At 44.4% G+C, this 13,566-nt stretch carries 19 protein-coding genes; 2 read left to right on the forward strand and 17 right to left on the reverse strand.

Annotated features, from left to right (window positions below):
- Nucleotides 1-8: 8 nt before the first annotated feature.
- The 3 genes from ACX9NY_RS15315 to ACX9NY_RS15325 are packed head-to-tail and all read right to left on the reverse strand — an operon-like array spanning nucleotide 9 to nucleotide 1,556.
- On the reverse strand, nucleotides 9-548 hold the full coding sequence (locus ACX9NY_RS15315; protein WP_339259905.1) for a GNAT family N-acetyltransferase: 540 nt from the start codon (nucleotides 546-548) through the stop codon (nucleotides 9-11).
- Entirely contained in the window at nucleotides 548-1,096 is a 549-nt protein-coding gene (locus ACX9NY_RS15320) for a hypothetical protein (protein ID WP_339240686.1), read from the reverse strand. Before ACX9NY_RS15320 ends, ACX9NY_RS15315 begins: the two co-directional genes overlap by 1 nt.
- Nucleotides 1,097-1,115: 19 nt before the next feature.
- On the reverse strand, nucleotides 1,116-1,556 hold the full coding sequence (locus ACX9NY_RS15325; protein ID WP_472473551.1) for a cupin domain-containing protein: 441 nt from the start codon (nucleotides 1,554-1,556) through the stop codon (nucleotides 1,116-1,118).
- A 184-nt stretch (nucleotides 1,557-1,740) separates the two neighbouring features.
- On the opposite strand from ACX9NY_RS15325, the gene ACX9NY_RS15330 reads away from it, so the two are divergent.
- The gene (locus ACX9NY_RS15330) at nucleotides 1,741-2,514 is read left to right on the forward strand and encodes a sporulation protein (RefSeq protein ID WP_339240684.1); all 774 of its coding nucleotides are present in this window, start codon (nucleotides 1,741-1,743) and stop codon (nucleotides 2,512-2,514) included.
- 154 nt (nucleotides 2,515-2,668) lie between these two features.
- Here the strand turns inward: ACX9NY_RS15330 and ACX9NY_RS15335 are convergent, their stop codons facing one another.
- Entirely contained in the window at nucleotides 2,669-2,953 is a 285-nt protein-coding gene (locus tag ACX9NY_RS15335; RefSeq protein WP_472473553.1) for a hypothetical protein, read from the reverse strand.
- Between the two features lie 27 nt (nucleotides 2,954-2,980).
- The gene (locus tag ACX9NY_RS15340) at nucleotides 2,981-3,550 is read right to left on the reverse strand and encodes a DMP19 family protein (RefSeq protein ID WP_339240681.1); all 570 of its coding nucleotides are present in this window, start codon (nucleotides 3,548-3,550) and stop codon (nucleotides 2,981-2,983) included.
- A gap of 428 nt (nucleotides 3,551-3,978) precedes the next feature.
- Between ACX9NY_RS15340 and ACX9NY_RS15345 the strand changes: the two genes are divergently transcribed.
- Nucleotides 3,979-5,139: a glycosyltransferase family 4 protein gene (locus ACX9NY_RS15345; protein WP_472473555.1), complete on the forward strand. Its 1,161-nt coding sequence runs from the start codon at nucleotides 3,979-3,981 to the stop codon at nucleotides 5,137-5,139.
- Nucleotides 5,140-5,250: 111 nt separating this feature from the next.
- Here ACX9NY_RS15345 and ACX9NY_RS15350 read toward each other — a convergent pair whose 3' ends face one another.
- The 12 genes from ACX9NY_RS15350 to ACX9NY_RS15405 form a co-directional block, all read right to left on the reverse strand.
- Nucleotides 5,251-5,919 (reverse strand): DUF3298 and DUF4163 domain-containing protein, encoded by a 669-nt coding sequence (locus ACX9NY_RS15350; RefSeq protein WP_472473557.1) that lies wholly within the window; start codon nucleotides 5,917-5,919, stop codon nucleotides 5,251-5,253.
- Nucleotides 5,909-6,433: an NUDIX domain-containing protein gene (locus ACX9NY_RS15355; protein ID WP_472473559.1), complete on the reverse strand. Its 525-nt coding sequence runs from the start codon at nucleotides 6,431-6,433 to the stop codon at nucleotides 5,909-5,911. The genes ACX9NY_RS15350 and ACX9NY_RS15355 overlap by 11 nt, the downstream gene beginning before the upstream one ends.
- A gap of 68 nt (nucleotides 6,434-6,501) precedes the next feature.
- Nucleotides 6,502-7,164: an HAD family hydrolase gene (locus ACX9NY_RS15360; RefSeq protein ID WP_339240674.1), complete on the reverse strand. Its 663-nt coding sequence runs from the start codon at nucleotides 7,162-7,164 to the stop codon at nucleotides 6,502-6,504.
- Between the two features lie 35 nt (nucleotides 7,165-7,199).
- On the reverse strand, nucleotides 7,200-7,370 hold the full coding sequence (locus ACX9NY_RS15365; protein WP_339240672.1) for a YHYH domain-containing protein: 171 nt from the start codon (nucleotides 7,368-7,370) through the stop codon (nucleotides 7,200-7,202).
- A 111-nt stretch (nucleotides 7,371-7,481) separates the two neighbouring features.
- Entirely contained in the window at nucleotides 7,482-8,258 is a 777-nt protein-coding gene (locus ACX9NY_RS15370; RefSeq protein ID WP_472473562.1) for a Cof-type HAD-IIB family hydrolase, read from the reverse strand.
- 75 nt (nucleotides 8,259-8,333) lie between these two features.
- Nucleotides 8,334-9,902 carry a PH domain-containing protein gene (locus ACX9NY_RS15375; protein WP_472473564.1) on the reverse strand — a complete coding sequence of 523 codons (1,569 nt, stop codon included), beginning with the start codon at nucleotides 9,900-9,902 and terminating at the stop codon, nucleotides 8,334-8,336.
- Nucleotides 9,899-10,396, reverse strand: coding sequence for a PH domain-containing protein (locus ACX9NY_RS15380; protein ID WP_339240668.1), 498 nt, complete (start codon nucleotides 10,394-10,396; stop codon nucleotides 9,899-9,901). Before ACX9NY_RS15380 ends, ACX9NY_RS15375 begins: the two co-directional genes overlap by 4 nt.
- Before the next feature lie 142 nt (nucleotides 10,397-10,538).
- Nucleotides 10,539-11,117: a GNAT family N-acetyltransferase gene (locus ACX9NY_RS15385; RefSeq protein WP_472473566.1), complete on the reverse strand. Its 579-nt coding sequence runs from the start codon at nucleotides 11,115-11,117 to the stop codon at nucleotides 10,539-10,541.
- Nucleotides 11,118-11,144: 27 nt separating this feature from the next.
- Nucleotides 11,145-11,567 (reverse strand): YhfM domain-containing protein, encoded by a 423-nt coding sequence (locus ACX9NY_RS15390; protein WP_472473568.1) that lies wholly within the window; start codon nucleotides 11,565-11,567, stop codon nucleotides 11,145-11,147.
- Between the two features lie 96 nt (nucleotides 11,568-11,663).
- A complete protein-coding gene (locus tag ACX9NY_RS15395; protein WP_472473570.1) occupies nucleotides 11,664-12,338 on the reverse strand; it encodes a zinc dependent phospholipase C family protein in 675 nt (224 codons plus the stop codon).
- Nucleotides 12,339-12,468: 130 nt separating this feature from the next.
- Entirely contained in the window at nucleotides 12,469-13,248 is a 780-nt protein-coding gene (locus ACX9NY_RS15400; protein WP_472473572.1) for a hypothetical protein, read from the reverse strand.
- 107 nt (nucleotides 13,249-13,355) lie between these two features.
- Nucleotides 13,356-13,499, reverse strand: coding sequence for a hypothetical protein (locus tag ACX9NY_RS15405; protein WP_181155325.1), 144 nt, complete (start codon nucleotides 13,497-13,499; stop codon nucleotides 13,356-13,358).
- Nucleotides 13,500-13,566: the final 67 nt, after the last annotated feature.

A 13,566-nucleotide genomic window follows, 5' to 3' on the forward strand; every position in this document is an offset into this window, starting at 1 on the left:
TTAATATTCTAACGTGCATATTCCATGAGCCAGCAGTCTCTCATCTGCCCTTCATGCAGCTCATGTTTCTCCAACAGCTTAATCCTTTGAAAACCACATTTCTCATAACAGGATATCGCTCGCAAGTTCCAGGATTGAGGGTCCATAACCACTTTACGGGCTTGTTTTTCATGAATGAGATAGGCCAGCATGGATTGCACCAGCAATGTTCCGATACCTTTGTTCCAATAATCTATCTCACCAATGAACTGATCCGTTCCATAGATGATCTCATCCGTGTCTCCATAACCATACTCCGTTCGTTCTTCTTCCTCAAGCTTATAGAACTGAATGTATCCTATGGGACTTCCTGCATACTCAACGATACAACGGGTAGCATCATCATCCTGATTGTAAAAATGCTCTCTTACCTGCTCCAGATCATGCGGCCGATCACGGCCTTCATAGTATTGAAGGACTTCCGGGTCAGTCAGCCACTTCACCAGCTGGTGTTCATCTTCTGTTTCCAAGAAACGTACGGTGATTCCGTTTGATTCATATACACTCATCACTCTGCATACTCCTTAATGATCTCCAGATTTTCACCCGTAACCCAACTTAGATCCTTCCCCAACAACTGCTCGTTGTGAACATAATACACGATGGGATTTTCAAGCGGTTGAGTCGTTCCATCCAAGGATCTGAGCGTAAACCTCAACTTGTAACTCCCCATCTCATCAGGGATTGCAAACCCTATCAGATTCTCAGCTGATTTCCTCGTTTTCCCCTGCACCTTCAGATACTCTTCCAGAATGACTTGATCAAGATAGGAGCTGCCAACAGACGAAGGCACGTACCACGCATTATCTTGTTCTTCAGTGAATGTGGCTCCTCCCCACCCCGGGACAACGGGATACACCATATGTTGATCTTTGTCTTCTCTTTTTCGCGTTATCTCTAACTCTACCTCAACTGCATCCGTATCAATCTGCCTGATGGTACCTGCCATCACAACATCTTTGGCATTCACACTTGGAATAACATAGCTATAGATGAGCAGAGTCACCAAGAATATGATCGTTATTCCCGTAATCCACAATATTGTTCTTTTACGCATCTGTCTGCCTCCCGTCTGGTTAATCATACTTCTGGAGCAGCTCCTTCTCTGTTACAGATTGAGTTAACCTATCCAACTCAGGGGATGCCATCCAATCACTGGATGTATTCAATCCATGTTTGATTGTATGGATCGTGCTATGTGCAGACATGTATATATTGTGGTGCACTCCAGGTTGGACAATAATATGCTCTCCTTCACGCATCACTCGAATGGAAAACACCTGATCGTCTCCATAACTGGCATAAGCAATCCATCCGGATTGCACCACATAAAACTCCGTTAGACTGATATGTACATGACTGTTTTGCCATGCTCCCTGGGAAGAAGCAACGGTTCTGCAATAATAACTGCCATCTTCGGATATCATTTTATATTTCTGTTCCCCATTCGCCATCTGCTCAAAGCTGGTTTTGACACCGGTCTCACCATATTTCTGTTCTGAAAATTCTGTGTTCAATTGTCTTCATCTCCTGACAAAAAATCCCTTTAATCTAACATTCGACATCGACTAAGCGAATCTCCTGTTTGAATATGCGAATATCTTTGCCAAAATTTGAAACGCTTCTCTCCCAGCTTCCGTATTAAGGTCGAAGTCGTATGTTTGCCCTATAATAAAACCATCTGATCTGGAGGTTGAGCGCATGTCATTTTTCAAGAAAATGTTAGCCAGTGTAGGTGTTGGAGCAGCCAAAGTAAATACGGAATTGCATACACCAGAAGTCACGCCTGGAGGAATCATCTCAGGGGTTGTGTACATTGAAGGTGGAGATGTGGAACAGAACGTAGATCGAATCTATCTTTCAATCAAAACCCATTACATACGGGAGCACGATGATCGCAAAGTAAAAGAAACAGCCATTATCGCCAAATACCTGCTCACCGAAGGTTTTACTTTACAGCCTGGAGCCAAATTGGAGAAAGAATTTTCATTTGACCTGCCAGAAAACCTGCCGATTACACTGCATCGTGCAGAAGTTTGGGTAGAAACGGGGCTCGATATCTCAAGCGCGGTGGACCCATCAGACCGTGACAGATTGCATGTTGTTCCTAGCAAAGACATGAATACTGTGCTCGATGCGATCGATATTCTTGGCTTCAAGCTGCGTGAAGTGACCAACGACTATGCGCCGAAGCTTGGCGGAAATCTGCCATTTGTGCAGGAATTCGAATATGTACCAACAAACAAGTTCCGTGGACATCTGGATGAGTTGGAAGTCCTGTTCTATCCAATGGGCGATTCGCTCGAACTGTTATTACAGATCGACCGCCGTGCTCGTGGGCTCAGTGGAATATTCTCCGAAGCCATGGGGACGGATGAAAGTTTTGTCCGCTTGCATCTGTATGAAAGGCATCTGGCACGGGGTGCACATTCTGTCGCTCAAGGACTGGAAGAGGTTATTTCCAAACATATCTAGTCTGTAGTCTGTGAAAAAATAAAACCGTCCTCTATCAGATAAATCTGATGAAGGACGGTTTTTGGTTTTCCGGGTAATAAGACTTCGAAGTTCTCCCCGTGCAAAGACAGCGTAAGGAACATGGGACAGACATGTAGCTTACGAGGACACACCTTCAGGAACGCTGTGTCCAGCGTTGCATTCCTGATCGAAGACCGTAATATGCAGCGGCGAGCAAAATGAACCCGGCAACAGCAATAATCATGGATGTTGTATCCCATCGAACCATAGTTCCAAAGGCAACCTTGGATTGCAATGGGGTAACGGAAGAAGCGGTGTTTGTCAGATCAGGTGCGTAATTCATGGTCATGATCATGCCTTGCACAACATTCCAAGCTGCAAAACCGATGATGAATAACAGGGTAACCAGAACGGATTCCGTTGCTAATCTTTTGTTCATGTTTGTCATTTCGCCCCCTCTTCCCATTCAATTAGACAAGAAATGCTGCATCTCCTTTTTCAGCAGACCTTTGTTGGCATCCACATACTGATACAGCAAGTCGAAGCTTTCCTCGTTATCTGCTTGCATGCTTAAATTCGCGGCTTCCAATTCAATCTCCTGCAATACCTCATGAATCTGTTCCCCATGCGTTTGCAGGCTTGTCGTAATGTCATCTTCAGACAGGCCATTCACATTATCTCGCAATTGCCCGTTCGTTACGCCGCTTTCGGACAACATCTGCTCTATCTTCTTCAGGATCACGGCATCTGCATCATTGCCGATCCGTTCCATAGCTGTTATCGTCTCACTCAGATACTGCCCGCTGGCATTCTCAAGGAAACCGGTCATACCGTTCATGGACAGCTCGGTATCCAGATCGATGATTAGAATGATATCTCGCAATACTTGCGGAAGTTCCGGCCCACTCTCTCGAATCGTTGCGAATTCAGCCCGATAAAGGTCCATGGCAACACTCCCCACCACTTCTTCACCTGACATCTCTTCAAACTGATCGAGTGGTAACAACTCCTGCAGTTCTTCTTGTAACTTGTTCATCTTTCTCTGCCTCCTGTATCTCTCTATCTGAATAGTTAAACGATTTTTTTACACTGGACCACTACGCGGCCAGAATAAACTTCCGCTCGCTGTTATCCCCAGATTTTTCTCATTCCCTTTATTAACGGGGAAACTCCAGTGATAAAGGCGAAGTGTATGCTTCCGAAGCAGCTTTCTTGCAGAAAGCTTTTAGCTCCGCTTCTTCAGTTTTTTTCTGTCCTCTCCGTTATCGTGTAAATATCAAGCTCAACTACGCCGACACGTTATTACATCATAGCAGAATACATTATATAAGTTGAACTTATAGTAGTTAGTATTGTCTATCCTGTTATCAAATTTACAGGGAATATCGTCAAGTTAACATGCACTTGACCTCGGGAAAATGTTCCGCTGTTATGATCTTGGCATCACGAGTCATGGGAGGGGTAATGATGCGCCTGGCCTTGTTCACAGACACCTATCTTCCGGAAACCAATGGTGTTGCTGGCACGCTCCACCGCTTGAGTAACCATCTGAACCGCAGAAGAATTGAACATCTGCTGTTTACTCCGAACTCCATCATTGAAGGAAGCCATGAGACTCAAGTCCGATCGGTTGCCAACATCCCTTTTTTTCTGTATCCTGAATGCCGCATTGCACTACCCAACAGAACAGACACTCATAAGCAGCTGCAAACCTTTCAACCCGATCTGCTGCATATCGCCACGCCTTTTAATATGGGGCTGCTTGGCCTGAGGTATGCGCTCAAACATCACCTTCCACATGTTGTCTCCTACCATACCCACTTTGATCGTTACCTCGAATATTACCGGTTGAAAAGCATGATCCCTCTCTATTGGAAATATATCCAATGGTTCCACCGCACCTGTGATGCAACCCTTGCCCCATCTCGGGAAACGATAAACACCCTTCAAGTCCAAGGCATTCAGCGTCTGAAGCTTTGGTCTCGCGGAATTGATTGCAACCTGTACTCCCCTGATAAACGCAGCTCGGATATCCGTGAACGATACCACATCACTGCTCCCCTTATTTTACTCTACGTTGGACGCATTGCCCCGGAAAAAGATATCGCTACGCTCACGACTACGATGCAACAGTTGCCCCAGGAAATGCAGTCCCGTGTACACTGGATTATCGTTGGTGACGGCCCATCTCTTCCCAAAATGCGTCTGCACTCCCCACCAAATGTCACCTTTACAGGTTATATGCACGGGGAAGACCTTGCTGTTATGTATGCTTCGGCAGATCTGTTTGTGTTTCCTTCCGCTACGGAGACATTTGGCAATGTGGTGCTGGAAGCGATGGCTTCAGGGCTTCCTGTGGTGGCGGCCAATGCCGGAGGTGTAAAAGATCTGGTATCCCACCACCGTAATGGAGTAATGTTCGAGCCAGGTCAGGCTGATGCACTGATTCGGGAGATATGTCTCTGGGGAAATCACGTGGACCAATTGAGGATGATGGGACTGGAAGGCAGAAAGCTGGCTGAACAGCGGTCGTGGGAGCATATTTTTGATACATTGATCGTGGATTATGAGGAAGCTATAGAACATCGGAACAGACAAACGAAAGATCGGATTATTACAGCCTGATCTGGTCGTAAAGACTTTATTCGTTAAAGACATATTATGTATTGATATTACGATATTGATATAAAAAGACATGATCTCATTGAACTGGATCATGTCTTTTATTGCATATATCTATTGGTTGAATTTAGTGTATGGGACTTTGATATCTACAAATCCTTTAGCATAGGGTGCAACCTCATAAGGATAGAATCGGATGACAATCCCTTTGTCATACAAAAAGAATTCAGATGTTTGATCAAGCTGAAAATCATAAATATTCTCTTCAAAAATAGAAACTCCAGCATTATACATGGCTAATAGACTGTTGGAGATGGATCTCTCTACCTTCTCCATCTGAATATCATCTTTAACATACTCGCTTAGCTTCAGTTCTTCCCCTGTTCTTAAATCATAGTTATATGATGTTGTCGCATCCATTCCATGTGCTCCGCCAGTGTATACATGATCTTCATATACTACAGACAACTTTTCTTTTGCATTGTATTTTACACTGGCCATGGTAGTGTAGAAATAAGCTTTGTTTGATTGCTTTTCTTCTTTGTCCAGGCGAGCTGCTTTCACTGCGTGGAGTTTAAACGTCTTGTTCAACTTATCCGTCACAGATTTCTTTCCACCTGTTAGATGTATGTATGGCTGTCCTTTGTAATATTGGACCTTCGTTTTCACTGTAATCGTGCTGTCTGCCTCTACATGACTACTCGGAAGAATGATAGCAATCAGTACAGTGATCAACAGGTAATTTATCCATCTCCATTTTTTTCTTCCAGTTCTATCTTTCAATATTATCGATAACCCCCTTTGGCTCAAATGATTTCGCTTCCTGCATTCTGTTCCATATGACCTGTGGAGTGCCCTTTAAGTCTGTTCCGCTCTGAACGTTGCCAATCCAGATGTCTTCTGCTCCCGGCTGTTGTAAATAGTGCCTAAGCGTCGCTTTGACCAGAATGGACGCATGTAAATCCAGTACCTCATCTTGCGGTATCCAAAATAACTCTCCTTCATCGGAAGGTACAAATTGTCGATGCTTCGTCTCTCCAAAATAGACAAACTGCTGCCAAATCTCACCACCGCTAACCTCTAACAGAATAGTTCGAAGTCGAAAGTGTTCGATATCCCCTGGCTTGAATCCGGTCTCTTCTTCAATCTCCCGATAGCTGGCAGTCATGGGTGCGTTCAGTTCCCCTTGCTCCAGATGCCCGCCTATACCGCCCCAAAATTCAAAATCAAACAATCTGCTGCCTGCCTTCTTCATCATCAGCATGTCTGAGCCATTGCTCAAAAACGCTGTAGCCATCTGTCTAATCTCCATATGTACCTCGCTTTCGAAACTGTGATATTAGATTTTACTTATCTAACCGTCCTCTAAAGCAATTCCTTTAGCTCACTTAGATGTTCAATCGTATGTAAAGGACTAATCGTGATGCTGTCCTGCCAAGGTTGGTTGACCTTCATCCAGATGGTGCTCATGCCTACGCTTGCTGCACCTTGAATATCGTTCACCGGATGATCGCCAATGTAGATGCACTGCTCCGGAGTTAGACCGAAATGATCAAGTGCAAGCTGAAAGATGCGTGGATCAGGCTTTTTGACTCCTGCCTCTTCTGAAACAATAATATGGTCGTAGTCATCCCGGATACCGAGTTGATCGATTTTCCCATACTGAATATCAGTCTGCCCATTGGTAATTAACCCGGTTTGATATTTCCCCCGCAGATGCTGAACGACTTCTCGCGCCTGTTCCATTAGAACTGAACTTCGTACATACTCTCTGCCGTAGAACTCCATCAGTTCTGCATGTGGCGGATGCTCTGCCCATGGCAATTCATGCAACAATTCGTTGAACAGGAGGGGTTTGTCCTTATAACCATCCTGGTCTAGTTCAATAATTCGCTTGCTTATCTCTTCAGTTGACTCAAGGTGACCAAAATAAGTGTTCATTAAACGTTGCGTGAATCCGTCAAAAGTCATCGTTCTGTTTAGAATTGTATTGTCCAAATCAAAAATAACGGCTTTAATATGATTCATTCCTCTTCCCCCTGTTCAAGAATGTAAAGCAGTGCTTATTTTTTCTTTTTATGATAGTGATAACCCTTGCACAGACCCTTTTGCTTGGATTTGGCTGAACAGTTATGTCCACCGTTCTTATCCAGTCTGCCTGGATGAGCATAAGCGGAAGAAGATACACCAACAAGTACAACAAGAGACAGAATTACAATAACAACCTTTTTCATAAGTCACCCTTCGATAAACACCCTATGCTTTAGGGCTTAATACGTGCTATATCATTCTACATGAAAATCCACAATTGGGATATCCTTCATCTTTATTTTATGTGAGAATCCTCATATAACCTTAAATTGCTCCAGCGCATGGGTAACGCCATCTTCACTTGCTCGCAGGGTGACATAATCGGCGCTTTGTTTAATCCGTTCTCCGCCATTTCCCATCGCAATTCCGATTCCCGCATACGTTAGCAGATCCACATCATTCTCCCCATCGCCAAAGGCCATTGTATCCTCTTTGGATATCTTCAGGTAATTGAGGACTTTCTCTGCGGCTATCGATTTGCTGACTTCGCTTGCTTCCAGCACATTTACTACATACGGATGGAATCTCACGAATCGGAAAGAAGGAAATCTGGATTGGAATTTCTCCGTCTCCGCTTCATCCGCATATAAGCAGATGCAATATACGTCCTGTTCCAACGTGCTGATTTTCTCCGGGGAAACCATGAGTCCAAGCGTATCTCTTAAGGCATCAGTAACACGACCATCTGCTGTACACAACCCGTTCGTCTCAAATGATTCTGTAAAATATGAAATACTGTGCCCCTGCAACTCGGCAAACTCACTGAATGCTCTTACCATCTGTGCAGAAAGTACAGACTTATGTATCACTTCATTACCTGCTTTGATCAATGCCCCATTAGCCGAAATGATCGTCTCAATTCCGAGATTTCTGAATTCTTCGCATAGATTATAGGGTCTACCTGTTACAAGTACGACTTGAACGCCTTTACGAATCAATTCCCGGATCGACTCTGCTGTACGCGGTGACAAACTCCGATCTATTTCGCTCAGCAATGTACCATCCACATCAAAGAACACAGCTTTCATCAAAATATCCTTCCTCCTCTATTAAAAGAGCAAGTACAGAATAACCTGATGCGGTCTTCCTGCACTTGCTCTTGCGATTTACCGGGTCTGGACATCTTGGGTACGTCCCATGTACCATAATTGAAATGATTCCGCCGTATCTAGGGGAATGTCATGTGCATGATGATGCAGGACAGGTTTGGCACGGTTTACCGTGTGAATGGAAGCAACACCGAACCAGCGCTGTAACACGTTACGGGTGATCTGTACTTCGATGACTTTCTCACGTTTGGAGATAAAGAGTGTTGAAGTGAGCGCCCCAGTCCGAAGTTGAATGAAATTTTGATGTAAAGTGTATCTGGTATGGAAAAATTCCATCACTCTGCTTGTTGCAATCCACACGAGCAGAATCGCCGAAATCATCCACCAGGCATGCTTCTGCCCAAAAACAAATGGTTTGAAATACCACAATACACCTGTAATCATGATCCATCCCCAGCTTGGTTTGAGCAGACGCAGCCATAGTGATATTCTCGGAAGTTTTTCCATCTCCTGCGTCACCTGATAGGATGGTAGTATCTCTTCAATCATGGTATAGGCTTGCTTCACCGGCAAGAAGGGATAGAGCGAATTCACTTCCTGCTCGGATTCCCCCAGACTACCTGCAGTGGTCAGTTCTACTTCCGCTAGTCCAAGCAACCTTTTCATCGGAGACTGTGTAATTTTCACAGCCTGAACTCGTTCTTTCAAGATTGAAAATGACGTTTGTTCCATCATGCCCTTCGAGATATAGATCCGCTTGGCATCCGAGGTGATCTGAAAGTTTCCATACTTCACAAAGGTTCTGACAATCCCCAGAGCGATGGATATGACCAATAAAACCAAAATCATCAAACCGGCAATCCACCAGGAATCAAGCCAGGTTAAGAATAAACTTTCCGTTACTTCTTCATCGGGGAAGAAATCTTTCACCCAAGAATAAAGTGTGCCCAGGACTGGAATCAATACGAGAAAGCTGAGCGAGGTAAACGACGCTTTGATTATATCCTTGCGGGTCGAATGATAATGAACAACCCGTTCTTGTTTCTCTTTTGCAGGCAGAGACATGGCTTGATCGGTTATAACAGAGTGGGATTTCGCCTCTCCCTCTTCCATATCTTTAACTGCATCCAACGGTTCATGTTCCTCTGTTGCTTCTACCGTTTCTGCTTCTGCATCTTCTGTCATATAACCCGCCACAATCTTCTCCAACTGTTCTGCTTCGGAAAGTGAAACAACGTGTAACTGAAAGGTAGCATCTTCTCCCTTAATCCCGGTCTCAAATCGGATCGATGTCACGTTAAACAGACGGTGAAATAGAGTCGTGTGGCGATTCACATTTTGCACTTTGGTATATGGTATCGTTCTTCGGGTGCGGTTAAACACACCACTATAGATGTGAAAGGCCTTATCGTCTGCAGTATAACGAGAGGTAAACCACTTCCAGATGATTGACACGATGCCGATGGAGATACCTGCATAAAAGGCGATCCTTCCATAGAAAAGCCATGGGGACTCTGAGCCCTGACGGAAAACAAACAAAAAAAGGATGATGGCAAACGAATTCTTCACCAGTTTCCACAGACTCCACAGTATGGTTAATGGATGATGTCGCTTCATATCGATCATTCATCCACCTCATTAATCCGTGCATAGGACGCAATCTGATGACGGAGCGCAAGCGCGACTTCCTCAGGCAATGCCGGGATTTCATGCGATGACCCCATCGTGCCAACCGATACGGAATAGAGTCCATATTTTCGCATCAAAGGTCCCTGATTTGTTGTAACCGATTGTATCTTAGCCATAGGGATGATCTGATGTACCTTGGTTAGCGCCCCACGCTTCAATTGCAGAAACTCCTCATTCACATCATAGTACCAATGCTTATATAACCATGCAGGCTGGATGAAAATATCCCACGCCGCATAGAGCACGGATATGGCCGTAACCCCCCACAGGATCCAACCGACCCACGTCTTCCATCCATAGATGGAGTCGAGTATTAACAGTACGGCAAGGATCAGGAAACCTATGACATTCCATAGGATGGCGCTAATTCTCCATAGATTTACCGCATGAGGGGAGAGCCGTTGCTCGGGTATCTTCCATTGGATTGACATATGTTCACTCCTTTTTCCTTCGGCTACATAAAAACACACATAATACACTGTACGAATAATCGTCTACCATCGATGCAGAAAGATTCACTTAGTAAAAGAGATGACCCCTGTAAAGTACAGGTCGTCATCTCTTTATTTGTAATCAAAAGCGGGCTTTTTGAACACCCTCTATAAAATCCTGTACGTTACACAGCCAAACCATATGATCTGTTCCTTCACCCCAATAGTTCTTCACTACGACATAGGGTTCACCGAATTTGCGTTGCCACTTCTTCTGTGCGATTTGATAGCCGCTATCCAGGCAGCATTGTTTGATTCCACGCCGCTGAAGCTCAGTAACCAGTGCGACTATGAGCGCCGAACCAATCCCTTTCCCTTGAACCTCGGGCATCACGTAAAGGCTACCCAGCTCTCCAATATCATTCAGTCTGCCCTCTGTACATTCTCGAATCTCCTCACCACAAGGTCCATACGAGATTGTGCCTACAATGGACTTACCCATTTTGGCCACGAGGAAAAATATATTTGCTTCCTTGTTATGATCTGGCTGCAATGTAGTGTGAATTAATGCTCTCTTATGTGCTATTTCATCCTGGATATCATCCAGTAGCGAGCCTATGCCCTCCTGTTCAAATGCTGCCGGGATCGTTGTCTTGAACACCTGATACGCTCCATCTGCGTCCGATCGTGTCAATGGTTCAATGGTAATTTTGTCATCCACAGGTTCTTCTCCGTTCCATATACCTTCTTAATCTGTACGTCGCTGAATCAGTCTTCTTAGTTGATTCGCATCCTCAAGAGCAATGCTATATCCAGTATGCGTGTCTTCCTCGTTTACTAACAGTCCTTGCATTTTGGGATCCATTCCTAATGAAAAATCATACCGGGTAACCGAACCATCTGCATTATTGATACTCATCTTGTACTGCGTACCATAATCAATAATACCCGGTATACGCTCTGCCTTATGTATGGCCTCCATCATGATTTGAATCTCGTCAGGTCGATCAAACTCAACATCTTGGCATGGTTCCGAGGCGAGGTTGGGATTACACGTTAAAGTGATTAGTACAGGAAGCCCTTCTTCCGCGTTCGATTCATTCGGTTGACTGCACCCTGCAATGATCGTGGCAATGACGACTACGAGCAACACTCCTACATGTCTCACCATACTGCTTGCCCCCCTGACTTCGTGTTAAATACAAGTGATGAATAGAGAAGTAATAAATACAGTTCTAATGACTCAATTGCACTCAACTTGTCATATTCAGTTACGTAACTCCGGGTCCCATGAAGACAACAAAGTGCTCAGTCGCTCTACGGTCTCTTCCACAAATACCTGAACTCTCTCACCCGTAATGAACTCAGGAGTTATTCCCGGCTCTTCCCCATTAAGAAAAGAAAACGTGTGATCCCGCCAACGGATAATCTCATCAGCAGTTAAACGATCCGTCATGTTATAACCCAGTGAGCTGTTGAGCACCCGCCATACCTCTTCACTCCAACTTGTACCTCTGTAGAGATTGAAATCAATCTGGTCCGTCTCCTGATAATATAAACGCGCCAGTTCTTCCTTGGATCTACTCGTACCTATGGATAAGTCTGCCTTGTTGACCCGTTCTACAAATTCAGGATGCACGCTGCGGAACCAGTAATAATCCGTTAGCACATGCATAAAGTACCCCCGCACAAACCACTTCCATCCTTCATCGATGAGTGGTTGCATATAGGATGAGTAGAGTTCGTGGAGCCCTCCAACGTAATCTCCATCATCTTTCGGGTTAAAATGGGTGTATTCCTTATCCTCTCTGGTTGTGCCTTCACGCATATGTATGGAATCCGGGGCGATGTTCCCCAGATAGAATGAACCTCGATTAGCCTGCATTTGCAGCGAGTCAGCAATCCGATTAGCAATATTGAGATGAACCATGGGTAGCGGCATAGAGTTGATCTCCTTTTATCGGGAAGTATTCTACATTAATTAAAAAAACGATATACCTACTGGTGGAACGTACAGATCACTGGAATAGTGTGACTCCGCTATGTTTCACCTTTTCACCGTAGATACATGATTAATCCTGTATTCTCTCCGCTTGCATTCGATCAAACAATTGCTCCAGATCCGTATGGTACTCCGGGTGCTCCTTCACAAGCAGACTAATATATTCCGACCCACATTCATAGAACATCAAGCGGTTAAACGGGGCTGTGTCTCCCATATGATTGCTTTCCTGTCCAAATTTTGCCCGAATCAGATTCTCAATATAACGTGCGTAACCCTCGTTCCATTCCAACCAACTCCAGTACTCAGCTTGTTCTTCAGTTAATGAAGTAAACAACGCCTTTCTAGCTGTGTGTACTTGTGTTAGGTCTCTACTCTTCAAAGCAGACAACAATGCGTTAATCCGCTCCACAACGACTGCATCTTCATACGGAAACTCATAATCCAGTTCCCATGTCACACGCTTCAATTGCGTCATTTTATGTTTAATCTGAAGACGGTTGACGATTCGCTCATCATAACTCTCATATACATAGCAATGAACATATTCGTGGAACAAATAGACTTTCTGCTCCAGGTCTTTGAATGCTGCGTCCGTAACAATCGCACACATACGTCCATCCATATGAGGCACTGGCATGGCTGCAAGGCATTCATCTGGAATATATAAATCGTCCGGCACCGTCTTTACCCACTCATATTGCTGCGTCTTGGACGAATAATCATAGATATATAATAAAGCTTCATAGGCGACAACCACTGGATAATGTTCTGCAAACAGAGGATGTAGGCTAACCAAGTCCTTCTGAAGCTCGTTTAACTCGTTAATCTGCTCTAAAAAAGCTTCCATGTCGTGAACCTCTCTTTACTGAAATGATGCGTTAATCATACTAGATTAGGAGAGATAAAACACTGAGAGAAAAATGATAATTCTGTTCGAGTGTGAGATAGTGAACGTTAGAAACGTTCGCCGCGTTTCTCATACAGGTAGATATCCAGTGCCTGAATCCCACGCCGGGCCAGCTTAATAAACAGGATCAGCGCATACACACCGAGTCCATATAACAACACATTAATCAACATTAGAAACATTGTAATCATAATTGTTATTCCTCCTATCAACCTATTAAATCATCACTTCCTATTCTAGCATATTTTCCCTCAGTTA

The sequence above is a fragment of the Paenibacillus sp. CB74 genome (assembly GCF_055687625.1).

Coding starts and splice junctions, on each gene's coding strand:
- ACX9NY_RS15335 (WP_472473553.1), bottom strand. CDS start 2,953: ATGAACAAAAGATTAGCAACGGAATCCGTTCTGGTTACCCTGTTATTC.
- ACX9NY_RS15405 (WP_181155325.1), bottom strand. CDS start 13,499: ATGATTACAATGTTTCTAATGTTGATTAATGTGTTGTTATATGGACTC.
- ACX9NY_RS15355 (WP_472473559.1), bottom strand. CDS start 6,433: ATGGCTACAGCGTTTTTGAGCAATGGCTCAGACATGCTGATGATGAAG.
- ACX9NY_RS15320 (WP_339240686.1), bottom strand. CDS start 1,096: ATGCGTAAAAGAACAATATTGTGGATTACGGGAATAACGATCATATTC.
- ACX9NY_RS15345 (WP_472473555.1), top strand. CDS start 3,979: ATGATGCGCCTGGCCTTGTTCACAGACACCTATCTTCCGGAAACCAAT.
- ACX9NY_RS15380 (WP_339240668.1), bottom strand. CDS start 10,396: ATGTCAATCCAATGGAAGATACCCGAGCAACGGCTCTCCCCTCATGCG.
- ACX9NY_RS15340 (WP_339240681.1), bottom strand. CDS start 3,550: ATGAACAAGTTACAAGAAGAACTGCAGGAGTTGTTACCACTCGATCAG.
- ACX9NY_RS15315 (WP_339259905.1), bottom strand. CDS start 548: ATGAGTGTATATGAATCAAACGGAATCACCGTACGTTTCTTGGAAACA.
- ACX9NY_RS15360 (WP_339240674.1), bottom strand. CDS start 7,164: ATGAATCATATTAAAGCCGTTATTTTTGATTTGGACAATACAATTCTA.
- ACX9NY_RS15400 (WP_472473572.1), bottom strand. CDS start 13,248: ATGGAAGCTTTTTTAGAGCAGATTAACGAGTTAAACGAGCTTCAGAAG.
- ACX9NY_RS15375 (WP_472473564.1), bottom strand. CDS start 9,902: ATGATCGATATGAAGCGACATCATCCATTAACCATACTGTGGAGTCTG.
- ACX9NY_RS15330 (WP_339240684.1), top strand. CDS start 1,741: ATGTCATTTTTCAAGAAAATGTTAGCCAGTGTAGGTGTTGGAGCAGCC.
- ACX9NY_RS15390 (WP_472473568.1), bottom strand. CDS start 11,567: ATGGTGAGACATGTAGGAGTGTTGCTCGTAGTCGTCATTGCCACGATC.
- ACX9NY_RS15365 (WP_339240672.1), bottom strand. CDS start 7,370: ATGAAAAAGGTTGTTATTGTAATTCTGTCTCTTGTTGTACTTGTTGGT.
- ACX9NY_RS15395 (WP_472473570.1), bottom strand. CDS start 12,338: ATGCCGCTACCCATGGTTCATCTCAATATTGCTAATCGGATTGCTGAC.